The organism is Priestia sp. P1_B12_1, assembly GCF_056406695.1.
The window spans coordinates 319,885-333,994 of record NZ_JBFTZR010000005.1 but is presented as its reverse complement, the minus strand read 5'-3'; the positions used below and the strand labels follow the sequence as shown (position 1 = coordinate 333,994).

Annotated in this window: 16 protein-coding genes; 6 read left to right on the top strand and 10 right to left on the bottom strand. The window is 38.3% G+C overall.

Going from position 1 to position 14,110, the window contains the following annotated elements; translation table 11 throughout:
- The first annotated feature begins 380 nt into the window (after positions 1-380).
- Complete coding sequence (locus AC1D0Y_RS18810) at positions 381-1,445, top strand: NAD(P)/FAD-dependent oxidoreductase (protein WP_028409598.1); 1,065 nt, start codon at positions 381-383, stop codon at positions 1,443-1,445.
- A 43-nt stretch (positions 1,446-1,488) separates the two neighbouring features.
- Here AC1D0Y_RS18810 and AC1D0Y_RS18805 read toward each other — a convergent pair whose 3' ends face one another.
- Positions 1,489-1,815: a YuzD family protein gene (locus AC1D0Y_RS18805; protein ID WP_013059624.1), complete on the bottom strand. Its 327-nt coding sequence runs from the start codon at positions 1,813-1,815 to the stop codon at positions 1,489-1,491.
- A 193-nt stretch (positions 1,816-2,008) separates the two neighbouring features.
- Between AC1D0Y_RS18805 and AC1D0Y_RS18800 the strand changes: the two genes are divergently transcribed.
- The gene (locus AC1D0Y_RS18800) at positions 2,009-2,239 is read left to right on the top strand and encodes a NifU family protein (protein WP_013059625.1); all 231 of its coding nucleotides are present in this window, start codon (positions 2,009-2,011) and stop codon (positions 2,237-2,239) included.
- An 89-nt stretch (positions 2,240-2,328) separates the two neighbouring features.
- Here AC1D0Y_RS18800 and thrB read toward each other — a convergent pair whose 3' ends face one another.
- The 5 genes from thrB to yutH form a co-directional block, all read right to left on the bottom strand.
- Entirely contained in the window at positions 2,329-3,243 is a 915-nt protein-coding gene (thrB, locus tag AC1D0Y_RS18795; protein WP_217599059.1) for a homoserine kinase, read from the bottom strand.
- Complete coding sequence (gene thrC, locus AC1D0Y_RS18790; RefSeq protein WP_028409600.1) at positions 3,237-4,298, bottom strand: threonine synthase; 1,062 nt, start codon at positions 4,296-4,298, stop codon at positions 3,237-3,239. The genes thrB and thrC overlap by 7 nt, the downstream gene beginning before the upstream one ends.
- Positions 4,298-5,599, bottom strand: coding sequence for a homoserine dehydrogenase (locus tag AC1D0Y_RS18785; RefSeq protein WP_013059628.1), 1,302 nt, complete (start codon positions 5,597-5,599; stop codon positions 4,298-4,300). The genes thrC and AC1D0Y_RS18785 overlap by 1 nt, the downstream gene beginning before the upstream one ends.
- 241 nt (positions 5,600-5,840) lie before the next feature.
- Positions 5,841-6,830, bottom strand: a complete 990-nt coding sequence (locus AC1D0Y_RS18780; RefSeq protein ID WP_477707844.1) for a 2-hydroxyacid dehydrogenase — start codon at positions 6,828-6,830, stop codon at positions 5,841-5,843.
- 117 nt (positions 6,831-6,947) lie between these two features.
- Positions 6,948-7,949 (bottom strand): spore coat putative kinase YutH, encoded by a 1,002-nt coding sequence (gene yutH / locus AC1D0Y_RS18775; protein WP_013059630.1) that lies wholly within the window; start codon positions 7,947-7,949, stop codon positions 6,948-6,950.
- Positions 7,950-8,125: 176 nt separating this feature from the next.
- On the opposite strand from yutH, the gene AC1D0Y_RS18770 reads away from it, so the two are divergent.
- The gene (locus AC1D0Y_RS18770; protein WP_013059631.1) at positions 8,126-8,626 is read left to right on the top strand and encodes a phosphatidylglycerophosphatase A family protein; all 501 of its coding nucleotides are present in this window, start codon (positions 8,126-8,128) and stop codon (positions 8,624-8,626) included.
- A gap of 36 nt (positions 8,627-8,662) precedes the next feature.
- Here the strand turns inward: AC1D0Y_RS18770 and AC1D0Y_RS18765 are convergent, their stop codons facing one another.
- Both AC1D0Y_RS18765 and AC1D0Y_RS18760 read right to left on the bottom strand, forming a co-directional pair.
- Complete coding sequence (locus tag AC1D0Y_RS18765; protein WP_013059632.1) at positions 8,663-9,433, bottom strand: TIGR01457 family HAD-type hydrolase; 771 nt, start codon at positions 9,431-9,433, stop codon at positions 8,663-8,665.
- 74 nt (positions 9,434-9,507) lie between these two features.
- Positions 9,508-9,945, bottom strand: coding sequence for a DUF86 domain-containing protein (locus AC1D0Y_RS18760; protein ID WP_013085332.1), 438 nt, complete (start codon positions 9,943-9,945; stop codon positions 9,508-9,510).
- Positions 9,946-10,107: 162 nt separating this feature from the next.
- Here AC1D0Y_RS18760 and AC1D0Y_RS18755 point away from each other — a divergent pair, with 162 nt between their 5' ends.
- Positions 10,108-10,374, top strand: a complete 267-nt coding sequence (locus AC1D0Y_RS18755) for a DUF3055 domain-containing protein (RefSeq protein ID WP_013059634.1) — start codon at positions 10,108-10,110, stop codon at positions 10,372-10,374.
- Between the two features lie 48 nt (positions 10,375-10,422).
- Here the strand turns inward: AC1D0Y_RS18755 and AC1D0Y_RS18750 are convergent, their stop codons facing one another.
- Positions 10,423-10,698 (bottom strand): YutD family protein, encoded by a 276-nt coding sequence (locus AC1D0Y_RS18750; RefSeq protein ID WP_028409603.1) that lies wholly within the window; start codon positions 10,696-10,698, stop codon positions 10,423-10,425.
- Between the two features lie 196 nt (positions 10,699-10,894).
- Between AC1D0Y_RS18750 and AC1D0Y_RS18745 the strand changes: the two genes are divergently transcribed.
- Positions 10,895-11,536, top strand: coding sequence for a YhcN/YlaJ family sporulation lipoprotein (locus AC1D0Y_RS18745; RefSeq protein ID WP_060745811.1), 642 nt, complete (start codon positions 10,895-10,897; stop codon positions 11,534-11,536).
- A gap of 343 nt (positions 11,537-11,879) precedes the next feature.
- Here the strand turns inward: AC1D0Y_RS18745 and lipA are convergent, their stop codons facing one another.
- Entirely contained in the window at positions 11,880-12,779 is a 900-nt protein-coding gene (gene lipA, locus AC1D0Y_RS18740) for a lipoyl synthase (RefSeq protein ID WP_028409605.1), read from the bottom strand.
- Positions 12,780-13,095: 316 nt separating this feature from the next.
- On the opposite strand from lipA, the gene AC1D0Y_RS18735 reads away from it, so the two are divergent.
- The gene (locus AC1D0Y_RS18735; protein WP_050688958.1) at positions 13,096-14,097 is read left to right on the top strand and encodes a M23 family metallopeptidase; all 1,002 of its coding nucleotides are present in this window, start codon (positions 13,096-13,098) and stop codon (positions 14,095-14,097) included.
- The last annotated feature ends 13 nt before the right edge of the window (positions 14,098-14,110 follow it).

The window sequence follows — 14,110 nt, the reverse complement described above, 5'->3', positions numbered from 1 at the left end:
TTCTCACCTCTCTACTATTAGTTTATCCTATCTTCTTTCATTTTCAACGTCAACTTTGGAAATTTACGTCCATTTTGCGCACGCTTTTTAGCTTCACAGACTTTTTCAAAAAAACGTATAAATAAAGCTTTATTACAGGGATAGCTTGAAATTATGTTGAAACATATTGTGGTTTTTTATTAATTTAGTTATACTTTTATGTATAGAAAACCAAACGAGGTTATATTAAATTATTATTTAAGTAAAATATGTTATCTTATATAGCCTTTCATATCTTTTTGGCAACCATCCTTATTAACGGTAATTTGTACTCTCCTATTCTTAAAAGTAAGAATAATAGAGAGAAAACAAAAATGCATGAAGCTAAAGGGGAAATTCACATGAAGAACCTTGTCATACTGGGCGGCGGATACGGTGGTATGCGCGTTTTGCAGCGCCTTTTTCCGAATCAATTGCCTAACGATGTAGAAGTAACGCTTATTGACAAAGCACCTTATCACTCACTAAAAACTGAATTCTATGCACTTGCAGCTGGAACAATCTCTGATCAGCATGTTCGTGTTGCTTTTCCTGAACACCCTCGCTTAAAAATTCGCTACGGCTGTGTAAAACGCATAGACCTAAAAGAGAAATGCGTCTATGTAGATGATCAAATGATCGCTTACGATGACCTGATTGTAGGACTCGGATGCGAAGATAAATATCATGGAGTTCCCGGAGCTCTTGAGCATACATACAGCATTCAATCCATTGATGCTTCACGAGCAACTTATCAGACATTAAACAACTTGCCAGCTCACGCTACTGTTTCAATTGTAGGAGCTGGATTAAGCGGAGTAGAACTAGCAAGCGAGCTAAGAGAAAGCCGCCCGGATTTAAAAATCATCTTATTTGACCGCGGTAAATTAATTTTATCTGCTTTCCCAGAACGTTTAAGTAATTACGTTCAAACTTGGTTTACTTCAAACGGTGTTGAAATCGTAAATAGTGCTAATATTACAAAAGTAGAACCGAACATTCTTTATAATCATGATGAGCCCATTCAAAGCGATGCAATCGTGTGGACAGCAGGTATCCAGCCAAATAAAGTGGTACGCGATCTAGACGTAGACAAAGATCCTCAAGGACGCGTCGTATTAACGAAATACCATAACTTGCCTGACGATGAAAATGTCTACATTTTAGGTGATTGTGCAAGCCTACCGCATGCACCAAGCGCTCAGCTTGCAGAAGGTCAGGCTGAACAAATTGTCCAAGTACTTCTTCACCGCTGGAAAGGCGAAGCGCTTCCAGATGAATTGCCAACTATTAAATTAAAAGGCATACTTGGTTCATTAGGCAAAAAGCATGGATTTGGCTTAGTTGCCGAACGTCCAATTACAGGACGCGTAGCTCGATTATTAAAATCAGGTATTCTTTGGATGTATAAACACCATAGTGGATAAAATAAAAGCCGTTAGATGACTGACAATCTAACGGCTTTTTTCATTATGAAGCGCAGAAACCATACTTCTCCATTTCCTCAAATACGCGCTTTAATTTCGGATTGCCTTCCCCAACAATTTCTCCATTAATAACCACTACAGGATAGAATAAATCTTCTTCAATCACACGCTTGGCAAAGGCTGCTTTTTCCGGATCCGTATGCGGCTCGTTTATATCTACATATGTGATAGCAAACGGTTGGTTCGGATATTTGCGAGAAATCGCTGCCTCTAGCCAATCGTAGGTGTCTTTTGAAGACGGCAGATTAACACAGCTTGCACAAACAATTTCAGCTCCATAAATACACACTTCTACCTCAGTTGATTGCATAGCACATCCCCCTTGAATCTTTACATACAAACTGTACGATTATTCACACTTTTACTTCATTATGAATACTATTTTACACAAAACTGATTCATTGCACATCTTTTTCTTTTAAGGTAACATTACGGTGTATACTCCGATAGATTTTTCATGAAAGACCGTTTATAATAAGAGTAGAAGAAAGGAGTCGATAGTTATGTCAGAAATGCACGAGCAAGTTCAAGAAGTATTAGAAAAACTTCGTCCGTTTTTACTTCGCGACGGTGGAGACTGTGAGCTAGTAGACGTAGAGGATGGTATTGTAAAGTTACGTCTTTTAGGCGCTTGCGGAAGCTGCCCAAGTTCAACAATCACGCTAAAAGCTGGTATCGAACGTGCCCTTTTAGAAGAAGTACCTGGTGTAGTTGAAGTAGAACAAGTATTCTAATCTCTTTGATTTTATTATAAAAGCAACCTCCCATTTTAGTGGGGCTTGCGAATAAAAAATCCTCATTCAAATGAATGAGGATTTTTTTATTAACTCGTTGTGACTTCAGCTTCTACAAATACACCTTTACGATCAATTTGTAAAACATCTATTTCGCAGTTCGGCAGTAAAGCATACATATGTTCAGCAATCGTTTTTCCTTTTCCTTTTGGTGCTAAACATAATACACTCGGACCGGCTCCGCTTAGTGACACACCGTATGCGCCGAGAGCTTTTGCTTCTTTTCGCACAAGAGAAAGCTCTGGCACGAGTCTCATACGATAAGGTTCGTGATATAAATCTTTCTCCATAAATTCGCCTACCAGAGGTAAATCTTTATTTAACAGGGCCGCTACTAGCATGTTCCCGATTGCCCCAGCTTCTACTGCGTGGCGATAATTAATATCCAAAGGCAGCACATCACGAGCATCGGTTGTTTTTAATTCATATTCTGGAATAGCCATCACGATATCGACATCAAATTCAGGTATTTGAGCAATATATGTTTCATTTTCATGATGGTAACCAACAACGATGCCGCCGTAAATAGACGGGCTGACGTTATCAGGATGTCCTTCCATTAAGCTGCTGATGCGAAGCTTTTCTCTTTTTGATAAACGTAAGTCACACAGTACATTAGCCAGCTCGATTCCAGCTACGATAGCCGATGCGCTGCTTCCAAGTCCCCTTGCTAATGGAATGTTGCTCCAAACAGAGACCTTCGCACTTGGAAGAGCAATGTTAAATTGACGAGCCACGTCTTGTGCCACTTCATACATTAAGTTATCTGTACCTGTAGGAATACTTTGCACTTCTTTCGTTTCAGGGATAAAAATCCATTCGTCCTGACGCTCTACTGTTAATCTTAAGTAGCGAGATAAAGCCACTCCAATGGAATCAAATCCTGGCCCTAAATTAGCAGAGCTAGCTGGGACCGTAATGACAAAACGCTCATTTTCTAGCATGAAGCAACGACACCTTGGATATACTCAAATACCTTTTCTTCATCATTTGGTAAAACCACTGGCTTTACATTATGAGCATCGATTGCTACGTTTGGATCTTTTAATCCGTTACCTGTTAGGACAGCTACAACCGTTGAACCTTTGGCAATTTTACCAGAAGCTACATCTTTAAACACACCAGCTATTGAAGCGCAAGAACCTGGCTCTGCAAATACACCTTCTTTGCGTGCAATTGTACGATATGCTTCTAAGATTTGTTCATCTGTTACTTCATCAATTTTTCCGTTTGATTCTTTTGCTGCGTTTACAGCATAATCCCAGCTTGCTGGATTTCCGATTCGAATAGCCGTTGCAATTGTTTCTGGATTTTCGATAACTTGATTACGCACGATCGCCGCTGCACCTTCTGCTTCAAACCCGTGCATGTGAGGAAGAGACGTTTGGTGACGCTCACTGTATTCTTTGAAGCCTTTCCAGTAAGCTGTAATATTTCCTGCATTCCCCACTGGGATAGCTAAAACGTCAGGCGCTTTTCCAAGCTGTTCACAAATCTCGAAAGAAGCTGTTTTTTGCCCTTCAATACGGTATGGATTTACGGAGTTCACAAGTGCAACCGGTGATGTTTCACTTAGCTTACGAACCATAGAAAGTGCTTGGTCAAAGTTTCCTTCAATTGCTACAATTTCTGCACCGTACATAACTGCTTGAGCTAATTTCCCCATCGCAATTTTTCCATTTGGAATAACAACGATACAGCGCATGCCAGCGCGTGATGCATAAGCTGCTGCAGCTGCGGATGTGTTACCTGTAGATGCACAAATAACCGTATTGCTTCCTTCTTCTTTCGCTTTTGCTACAGCCATTACCATTCCGCGGTCTTTAAATGACCCCGTTGGATTTAACCCTTCTACTTTCACATGTAAATCAATGCCTAGCTCTTTTGATAAATGAGCAAGATGAATTAAAGGCGTATTTCCTTCATGTAGTGTAAGCATAGGTGTGTTCTCTGTTACAGGTAAAAACTCTTTATATTCAGCTAATAGACCTTTCCACATCATACTGTGCCAACTCCCTCTACGCGGTAACTGCTTTTTACATTTTCTACAATTGGTAAATCCCGAAGCTGCTGAAGGATTTCCTCATAATCTTTTTGAGATGTTTTGTGTGTAACAACAACAATCTCAGCTAATTCGCTTCCTTTCACAGGAAGTTGAATAATTTTTTCGAAGCTCACGCCACGCTCTGAAAATAGCGTTGTTAATTTTGCAAATGCTCCAACTTGATCTTTAACATGAATACGTAAGAAATGCTTCGAGAACATTTCATCTTCTGCTTTTAACTGTTTTGGATACTGAGGCGTTACCGCACTTTTACCATTCACACCTAAACGCATGTTTTTCATAACACCTACTAAATCTGATACGACAGCAGTGGCAGTTGGCAGGCTTCCTGCCCCGGGTCCATAAAACATCGTTTCTCCAACAGCTTCTCCGTATACATATACAGCATTGTACTCATCGCTTACTGAAGCAAGAGGATGTGTGTCTGCTAAAAGAGTTGGCTGAACACTAACTTCTACATTGTCGCCGTCACGATGTGCATATCCAATCAGTTTCATCGTATAGCCTAATTGTTTACTATATTGCAAGTCTTCTTCCGTTACTTCTGTAATACCTTGAACACGAACATCGTCCAAGTCAATTTTCATTGAAAATCCTAGTGTAGCCAAGATTGCCATTTTGCGAGCAGCATCTAAACCACCTACGTCAGAAGTTGGATCCGCTTCAGCATATCCTAAATCCTGCGCTTCTTTTAACACTTCATCATAAGCGCTTCCTTCTTTTGTCATTTTCGTTAAAATGAAGTTTGTTGTACCATTTACAATTCCCATCATTTTGGTAATACGATCAGACGCTAATCCATCTGCTAATCCACGAAGAATTGGTATACCGCCTGCTACACTTGCTTCATAAAATAAATCACAGTTATTTTCAGAAGCTACTGTTAACAATTCTGAGCCGTAAACAGCCATTAAATCTTTGTTTGCCGTTACAACATGCTTTTTATTACGAAGGGCTGTTAAGATATAATCTCTTGTTTCTTCAACGCCACCCATTACTTCAATGACAACGTCAATCTCCGCGTTATGTAAAACGTCTTCAACATTCGTTGTTAATTTATCTTCACTGATTTCTACGTCACGTTTCTTATCAATATCTTTGACTACTACTTTTTTAACTTCTACAGGACATCCGACTTGATGACTTAATTTATCCTGATGATTTTCAATAATTTTGACTACTCCGCTTCCTACCGTTCCTAACCCTAATAATCCTACTGAAATACTTTTTGTCATATTCCTCACCTCTGTGTTCTTTCTACGTATACATTTGTTCTCTTATAGAGGACATTATAGACCTTATTTTTCTTTTTTACAAGGTTTACTTGCCATCTTTTCTCGTAAACTCGTTAAAAAAATTGGTATATAAAGATAAATGTAAATTTTTAAAATATTTCATTTTATTATCATAACATGGCTCCCACTGTTTTTTAATAAAAAAAAGACAATTTCACCGAAATGAAATTGCCTTTTTCTGTTATGATTTTTTCGCAAACGCTTCTTTATTTACAATTGTAATAGGAGACTCGTTTGTAAGTACTGCTTTAATGTTTTTAACACATAAAGAAATCATTTCCGTACGCGTTTCGATACTCGCACTGCCGATATGAGGAAGCCCGATAACATTAGGCAACTGAAGAAGAGGATGAGAAGCAGAAATAGGCTCTTGATCGAATACATCCAAGCCAGCTCCAGCAATTTCACCAGATTGAATCGCATGTAATAATGCTTGCTCATCAACCACCGCTCCTCTTGAAGCATTAATAAAAATCGCAGTTTTTTTCATCTGTTCAAATGCTGAAGAATTAAATAAATGTTTGGTTTCGTCCGTTAACGGTGTCAAACAAACAACAAAATCAGATCGTTCAAGCAGCTCATTTAACTCACAGTAAACTGCATCGAGCTTTTTTTCCGCTTGAAGGTTGCGGCTTCGATTGTGGTACAAGATTTCCATATCAAAACCTGTAGCACGTTTCGCAAGCGTCTCTCCAATTTTCCCCATTCCAACAATACCTAATGTTTTATGATGAACATCTCTGCCTGCTAACAAAAATGGACTCCAGCTTTTCCACTGATTTTCTTTCACATATTCAGCAGCTTCTACTAAACGTCTAGCTACACTCATTAATAAACCAAACGTTAAATCTGCTGTTGTATCAGATAAAACATCGGGCGTATTAGAAACGATAACTCCTCGTTCAGTTGCCGCTTCTACGTCAATATTATCGAATCCGACCGCCAAGTTAGCTACAAGCTTTAAATGAGGAGCTTGCGTAAGCAATTCACTGTCAATACGATCTGAAAGCATTGTTAATAGCGCATGTGCGTGCTTAGCTTTTTCACAAAGCAGCTCGTGAGGGACTGCCTCATCTTCTTTATCCCACATTTCCACATTCGCTACTGACTTTAAAGGTTCGATTAATTCATTCGGTATTTTTCTCGTAATAAATACAAACGGCTTGTCCATATGTACGCCACCTCTTTATCCTTTTTAAACTGCATGCACAAAAACAAAATAGAAAAACGGGTTTGGATTATCCAACACCTATTTTTCTATTTTATCATATTCTATAGTAATCGCTTTTTAATGAATCCATGTTAATTCAGGAATGTGATAACGAGACGTTGAAATACCCACCGACTGGTAAAAGCGCTTCAGAAAAGCTTCGTAGTGAGAAGAATGAGCCAATACTCCTTCAAGCTTCTCATAATACTTTTGTTTTTGCCGCTCATCTTGTACACTGTAGTATCCTTCAATGACCTCAAAATAATGAACGGGAAAAAGAAGTCTAGCATATAACAGTCTCCATGAAAAAGAAGAAAGTGGATTTACCTTTTCGTATTCACTTAAAAACTGATGCATGTGCCTTTCATCGACAGCGTATGTTAATAAATATTGTTCCCTTATATATTCAGCTATATCTCTGCTAGGATGGTCGAAGACCCAGTCTGCTGGGAGCTTGTAAACGTAGTCTTCCCCCCATGTTTTTTGCCCGAATCGATGGTGACAAATCGTCGCAGCGTCAACTGAACGAGGCAAATCGTCAATTTCCGTGTCTACTAGGTATTGAATAGCATTTTCCGTTAATCCTAGGTAATAAGGAAAAGTTTCTAAAAAACGTTTTTCCATCTCTTGATTAGGTAAAGCACGTAATCTTCCATACCAAAATTGCTCCATCTGGTCGAGACGCTTCTCCCACATGGACTTCCATTGCCCTAGCCGGTTTGCTTTTTCCACTTCATAAGGAAACAGCCTCCCTTTTTGATGAAAAACAGCTAGCTCATGCCCAGGTGAAAAATTGGGGTTTTTCTCTTCCGCAAGACAGCGGCAAATGATAAATTTTTCAGTTTCAGTTTCTGTAATCATTTCACCATTCAAATTAGGCATAAATGTTGCCACATGGCGATCACCTTGGCCCATCAGAAATTGACTCATTTGATATAATTCATTTAACTCGTCTTGCTCCATTTGCTTTACATTAATGATTGTATATAAAATATCTCGATACTGAAAACCTTCAAATTTACCAACGGGCATAAATTCATTTGGACGTAATCCGTAATGCTCATAAATGGTTTGTATCATTTTAATCCCTCTCTTCATTCATTCAAGAAATTATATGATGGAAAACAACATTACTTGTCATAATATTTACGGAGGAATGAATAGATTAGAAATACACCATTTATAGTTATTTACTCCGGGTTAGTAGTATGAAACAACTTTAGACTTAAAAATATATAGAAAACAGGTGATGATACTTGGAGAAAAAACATACACAAAGTGAGTTAGAAAAAAAAGCAAGAGAATGGTTAATAGAACGCGGCGTGGCTCTTACAGACATTGCTGAACTGGTCTATTACTTGCAAAAAAAGTATCACCCAAACTTAACAATCGAAGACTGTTTATATAACGTTGAACGCGTCATTTCTAAACGAGAAGTTCAAAATGCTATTTTAACGGGTATTCAACTAGATGTCCTCACGGAAAAAAAAGTGATTGAGCCGCCTCTGTTAGATATTCTTGAGAAAGACGAAGGTTTATACGGTATCGACGAGATTTTAGCATTATCGATTGTAAATGTGTACGGATCAATCGGCTTTACCAATTACGGATATATTGATAAACAAAAACCGGGTATTCTAGAACGATTAAACGATAAATCGACTGGAGAGTGCCACACTTTCTTAGATGATTTAGTAGGCGCAATTGCCGCGGCTGCTTCTAGCCGGTTAGCGCACCGGGCTGCCAGTCAAGAATAGGTTAAAAAACAAAAAAAGCTGTCAATTGACAGCTTTTTAAATTCGCTCCATCCACTCTTTTAGTGAATCTACCGTATAAGTTGGCTTTTTCTCATATCCTTCTAGTAACTCTCTTGTTGTTACTCCTGTATGGACTAATAATGTATCTAAGCCTGCATTCATCCCTGCTAAAATATCTGTATCATAGTAATCACCAATCATGATTGTTTCTTCTTTTGGCGTACCGATGACTTCAAGGGCTTGCTCCATAATAATACTTTCTGGTTTGCCAATAAATACTGGATTTGTTTGAGTAGAAACCGTAATAACGGACGTGATAGATCCATTACCAGGCAGTAAGCCTCTTTCAGTAGGAATCGCAATATCTCCGTTCGTTGAAACAAAAAAGGCGCCGTTCCGAACGTTTAAACATGCTTTTGCTAATTTTTCATATGTAATTTCCTGATCCAAACCAACAACTACGAAATCCGTATCTTCCTCTTCAATGGTAAATCCTTTTTCAAGCAGCGCATGTCGGATTCCTTCTCCACCAATTACATAAGCTGAAGCGTTTGCTTTGCGTTCATGCAAATAATTAGCTGTTGCCTGGCTCGTTGTAAAAACTTGCTCTTCTGTTGCAGGAATGCCAAATGCCTCTAGCTTTTCAGCTACTTTATCGGGCGTTTTTGTTGAGTTGTTTGTTACAAATAAATAAGGAATTCCTTTTTCCTTTAATTTAATAACAAAATCACGCGCCTCGGCAATTAGCTCTGTTCCTTTGTACATTGTTCCGTCTAAATCAATCAAATATCCTTTATATTCCTTCATGTTGTGTGATCTCCTTTCAAGTCTCATACTTGAAATCATAGCTTATTTTTTATACAACTACAACTTGCTTGCCTTTAGTTACGAAAAGCAGACACAGGTCCTAACTCTGTCTCTAGATATGTCCTTACGCGCTCTGAAAATGCTGCCAGTACGTCTTTATGCTGCATCACTTTTTGATAAATATCCTGATGATTAACATCCACATATTCTTGAACAAGGCTTTTACGCAATTGAACAATCTCTTTTAATGGCGTTTCTTCCTCTTTTTTAACCACTTTCTCATCAACTAAAATGTCAATGATATCGTCGTAACTGCCCGGATCTCTCATAATAAACCCATCAATCATTGCATTTCCTACATCTAAAACGTTTTCAATTAAAAGATGTACAATTCTCTCTAATGCCTTTTTCTCTATTTCTGTGTTCCAGCTCGAATGCTCAGCAAACAAACGAACATGTTCATCAAAAAAAACAAGCGTGGCTTCTATTTTTTCACGATCTACAAAGTACATATTATTTCCTCCCTAGTTGTCAGCTCTCTATAAATCTTTTTTTATAAACAAACGGGGTTCCTGTTCTATTTTATCATGACCCATTATCCATTTGATAAATTCATTTTTGTTTTTGACCTTATTTGATATGATAAAAATACAACCTATGAAAGGAGTATACCTATGAGCGAACGCTTTTATCTATATGACGATGTTGTATCTACAAAGACCCGGTTTGTCAGCTTTATGGGCGAAAATCAACGATTTGATTTAGCTATTATCCAAACCGACCGTTATTATGGCAAACAAGTTGTTCTTGATATTCAAGGAGGACGCTTTGCCATCATTGGACAAGATGACCTTGAAGAACCAAACTATCTTGAAGAAGTATTTAAATTAAACAGTGAAGACGGTCAGGAACTTCGCGAATTTTTATATGAAATCATCTAAAAAAAAAGGCAGCGTGAAGGACAATTAGTGTCTTCGGCTTGCCTTTTTTTACTTATGGACTTTTTTTAAAACAAAATACGCACAGCCAAAATTACAATATTCATGTAAATAGTCTTGAAGCGTACTAATCTTCGTATCATACGTTGCCTTTTGATTTCGGTCATCAAAAAAGCCTCGCAGTCGAAGCTGATTGTATCCCCAATCTCCCACAATATAGTCATAGCGGCTCAGCACGTCAATAAAGCGACCTCTAAACGCCTCTTCATTAAATGCCTCGCGCTCATCTCTTAATACTTCATAACAAATATTATTGATACAGACCATTGCTCACACCTCTTCTCTTAAAATTTACCTTACCATAATTATGATGATGAAACCATCAATTAACATGAAATTTTTCACGTATAAGCAGCACTCTAATCCTGTAGGAGTTTTATCGGTATACCTACTGATTTTTTATGCTCCACATGAAGGTTCGCCGGTTTACCTGGCGCACGATATTTAACTACAGGAGGTGGAAATGGTGAAGAAATCTATTCTTGGAATCGCTTTGATAACAAGTATTTTAACCATTGGCTGTCAAAATAAAAACACAGCTGAAAATGAAAATTTATCACCAAACAACCCAGATGCCATTAATGTAAACGAGCCTAATCATTATTATAATCCAAATAATAATAGCGGCACAAATTATGGATATGTCCGATACACTAAAAATACAAATGAGCAAAATTCCAATATGAACCAAGTAGGAACATTTAATCGAGAAGAAGCAGCCGACAATATTAGTAAACTGAGCACCGCTATACCAAATATTAAGCAAGCCGCTACGCTAGTAACCGATAAAGATGTGCTTGTTGCTTATAAAACAGATGCTAAAAACCGGAATAACGCAGCCGATCAGGTAAAACGTACAGCTATGTCTGTAGTTCCTCGTTATTATCATGTATACGTCTCAGATAATCCGAAACAGATGGACCAAATCGAAAATATCAGTGAGATGAATACGCAAACGAATGATGCTAAAAAACGAATCGATGCCGTTATTCAACAAATGCTGAAATCTCCCCAAGGGCGTAAAATGAACAACGGAGAAGATGCAAATGGAAGAGAGAAAAACGAATTGAATGAACCGATGACGGACAAAGATATGGTGGAATAAACAAAAAAGTTGAGGCGTAACTAAAAGAATGTAATCGAAAGACGAAGAAATGAGACACATGAGCTGAACCGCTTGTGACACCGCAGTTGATTTCCGTGCAAGGCTTCGCTTTCCGCGGGCGGGCGCTGAGCCTCCTCGTCGCTTGCGCTCCTGTGGGGTCTCACCTGTTCCGCTGTTCCCGCAGGAGTCTTCGCCTTGCCCTCCAATCAATTGCTAGAAGGAACAAAACAGATAAATTTTACGTTAACCGTAACAAAAAAAAACGAATCACTAATCAAAAAGTTTGATTAGTGGTTCGTTTTTCACTTCAGCTAAACTACTTTTGTTCCAGCCTCTTTTTACCTTATTTGCTTTCTTGTGCTTTGTTTTTTGCAGCAGCGTTAACTTGCTCATCTGCATGGTAAGAAGAACGTACAAGAGGACCTGCTTCAACATGGCTGAATCCTTTTGATAATGCAATTTCTTTTAGCTCTTCAAATTCATTTGGATGGTAATATTTTTGAACTTTTATGTGCTTTTTAGTTGGCTGTAGATATTGGCCTAGCGTCATAATATCTACATTATTTGCACGCAAATCATCCATCGTTTCAATAATTTCTTCTTTTGTTTCTCCTAGACCAAGCATGATACTTGATTTCGTAGGAATATCCGGCTGCATTTCTTTTGCACGGCGAAGGAACTCAAGAGAACGATCATATTTAGCACGAGCACGAACACGAGGAGTAAGGCTGCGTACTGTTTCAATATTATGATTTAAAATATCAGGACGTGCGTCCATTACAATACGTAAGTTCTCTTCCACACCGCCCATATCAGAAGGCAATACTTCAATTGTTGTCAATGGATTTTTACGACGAATCGCACGAATTGTTTCAGCTAATACGCTTGCTCCTCCGTCTTTTAAATCATCGCGAGCTACTACTGTAATAACCGCATGTTTTAAGTTCATTAGCTGAACAGAATCCGCTACGCGTTCTGGCTCTTCTAAATCTAATTCTGTTGGTAAACCTGTCTTAACCGCGCAAAAACGACAGGCACGTGTACATACTTCTCCCAAAATCATAAAAGTTGCCGTACGACGAACAGCCCAACACTCATGAATATTCGGACATCTTGCTTCTTCACAAACTGTATGAAGGTTTTTCTCACGCATCATTTTCTTTAAGCCTGTGTAATTTTCGTTTGTGTTTAGCTTAATCTTCAGCCACTCGGGTTTGCGGACATGCTCTTCTTTTGTTGCCATATTATCAACTCCACCAATCTAGAAAATGTCTATAACCTATATGCTTAATTTTAACTACATATTAAAAACATAACTATATGTCACTTTATCATAAAAAAGTGAGATTCGACAAGTTGTCTGCTCTTTATTTTCCTCAGTTTTCTTCTATTTTCCATTCAAATGTGTGCGTTTTCATCCTCCGTATAATTTCCATTTATCTTCTGAATAAAATTCTTTAAAAAAGTTTTGAAGCGATTTCCATTAATTAATATTTATGAAATCTTTTTTCTCGCTGCAAACTAGTGTTACACACTATTTTTAGAAAGGGGGAAACACGATGCGCAAAACGATTATCTTACTTTTTATGTTCATGTCTATATTCACAGGATGGCACCACGTAACAGCTGAATCAGCAGCAGATCAAGAAAAAATACTTATTCAAAAGAGATTAGAGCTGTATAAACAAATGGAAGCCGCTACTACGATTCCTTGGTATTACTTTGCTGGGATTGACCAGTATGAACGAAATATTCGACGCTCTCATAAAGATATTCCAAGAGAAAAAGGCGCGATCGCCATTTATTATCCTCCAGAAAAATGGTCAGGTTCTTTAAATCCGAATTTGGAAGATACAAACCCACTTACGATTTCTCTACTGGGGGGAATGGGCAAAGATGGGAACGGAGACAAAAAAGCAGACCAATTTAATGATGAAGATATGCTTTTTACAATGGCAGATTATATTCGGACGTTCGGGGTGTCCGAAGACTATATTAAAATTGCGCTTTGGAACTATTATCACCGGGCTAAAGCAGTTGATATTATTTTAGGGAATGCCAAAATTTTTCGCCATTACGGTCGCATTGATTTAAAAGGTTCTTCATTTCCAGTGCCTCTCCGTGCAAACTACAGTTATCGCAGTACATGGGGAGATGCGCGCGGCTGGGGTGGCAAACGAATTCATGAAGGAACAGACATTTTTGCAGATTACGGAGTTCCAGTAAAATCCCCTTGCTATGGCATTATTGAGCTTAAAGGATGGAATAAATATGGAGGCTGGCGAATTGGTATTCGTGACCTTCACAATAACTATCACTATTTAGCTCATTTAAGCGGATTTGCAAAAAATTTAAAAGTAGGACAAATTGTAGAACCAGGAACACTCATTGGCGGAGTAGGAAGTTCTGGTTATGGACCTCCTGGAACTTCTGGGAAATTCCCTCCTCACTTGCACTATGGAATGTATAAAGATAACGGCAAAAATGAGTGGTCGTTTGATCCATATCCTCAGTTAAGAACGTGGGAACGAAATGATCGTTTAGAACTAAAGAAAAAATAAAAAAACAGGAAGC

Coding starts and splice junctions, on each gene's coding strand:
- AC1D0Y_RS18735 (WP_050688958.1), top strand. CDS start 13,096: ATGCGCAAAACGATTATCTTACTTTTTATGTTCATGTCTATATTCACA.
- AC1D0Y_RS18745 (WP_060745811.1), top strand. CDS start 10,895: ATGGTGAAGAAATCTATTCTTGGAATCGCTTTGATAACAAGTATTTTA.
- yutH (WP_013059630.1), bottom strand. CDS start 7,949: ATGATACAAACCATTTATGAGCATTACGGATTACGTCCAAATGAATTT.
- AC1D0Y_RS18810 (WP_028409598.1), top strand. CDS start 381: ATGAAGAACCTTGTCATACTGGGCGGCGGATACGGTGGTATGCGCGTT.
- AC1D0Y_RS18800 (WP_013059625.1), top strand. CDS start 2,009: ATGTCAGAAATGCACGAGCAAGTTCAAGAAGTATTAGAAAAACTTCGT.
- AC1D0Y_RS18755 (WP_013059634.1), top strand. CDS start 10,108: ATGAGCGAACGCTTTTATCTATATGACGATGTTGTATCTACAAAGACC.
- AC1D0Y_RS18765 (WP_013059632.1), bottom strand. CDS start 9,433: ATGAAGGAATATAAAGGATATTTGATTGATTTAGACGGAACAATGTAC.
- AC1D0Y_RS18805 (WP_013059624.1), bottom strand. CDS start 1,815: ATGCAATCAACTGAGGTAGAAGTGTGTATTTATGGAGCTGAAATTGTT.
- AC1D0Y_RS18785 (WP_013059628.1), bottom strand. CDS start 5,599: ATGACAAAAAGTATTTCAGTAGGATTATTAGGGTTAGGAACGGTAGGA.
- thrB (WP_217599059.1), bottom strand. CDS start 3,243: ATGCTAGAAAATGAGCGTTTTGTCATTACGGTCCCAGCTAGCTCTGCT.
- AC1D0Y_RS18780 (WP_477707844.1), bottom strand. CDS start 6,830: ATGGACAAGCCGTTTGTATTTATTACGAGAAAAATACCGAATGAATTA.
- thrC (WP_028409600.1), bottom strand. CDS start 4,298: ATGTGGAAAGGTCTATTAGCTGAATATAAAGAGTTTTTACCTGTAACA.
- AC1D0Y_RS18750 (WP_028409603.1), bottom strand. CDS start 10,698: ATGGTCTGTATCAATAATATTTGTTATGAAGTATTAAGAGATGAGCGC.
- AC1D0Y_RS18760 (WP_013085332.1), bottom strand. CDS start 9,945: ATGTACTTTGTAGATCGTGAAAAAATAGAAGCCACGCTTGTTTTTTTT.
- lipA (WP_028409605.1), bottom strand. CDS start 12,779: ATGGCAACAAAAGAAGAGCATGTCCGCAAACCCGAGTGGCTGAAGATT.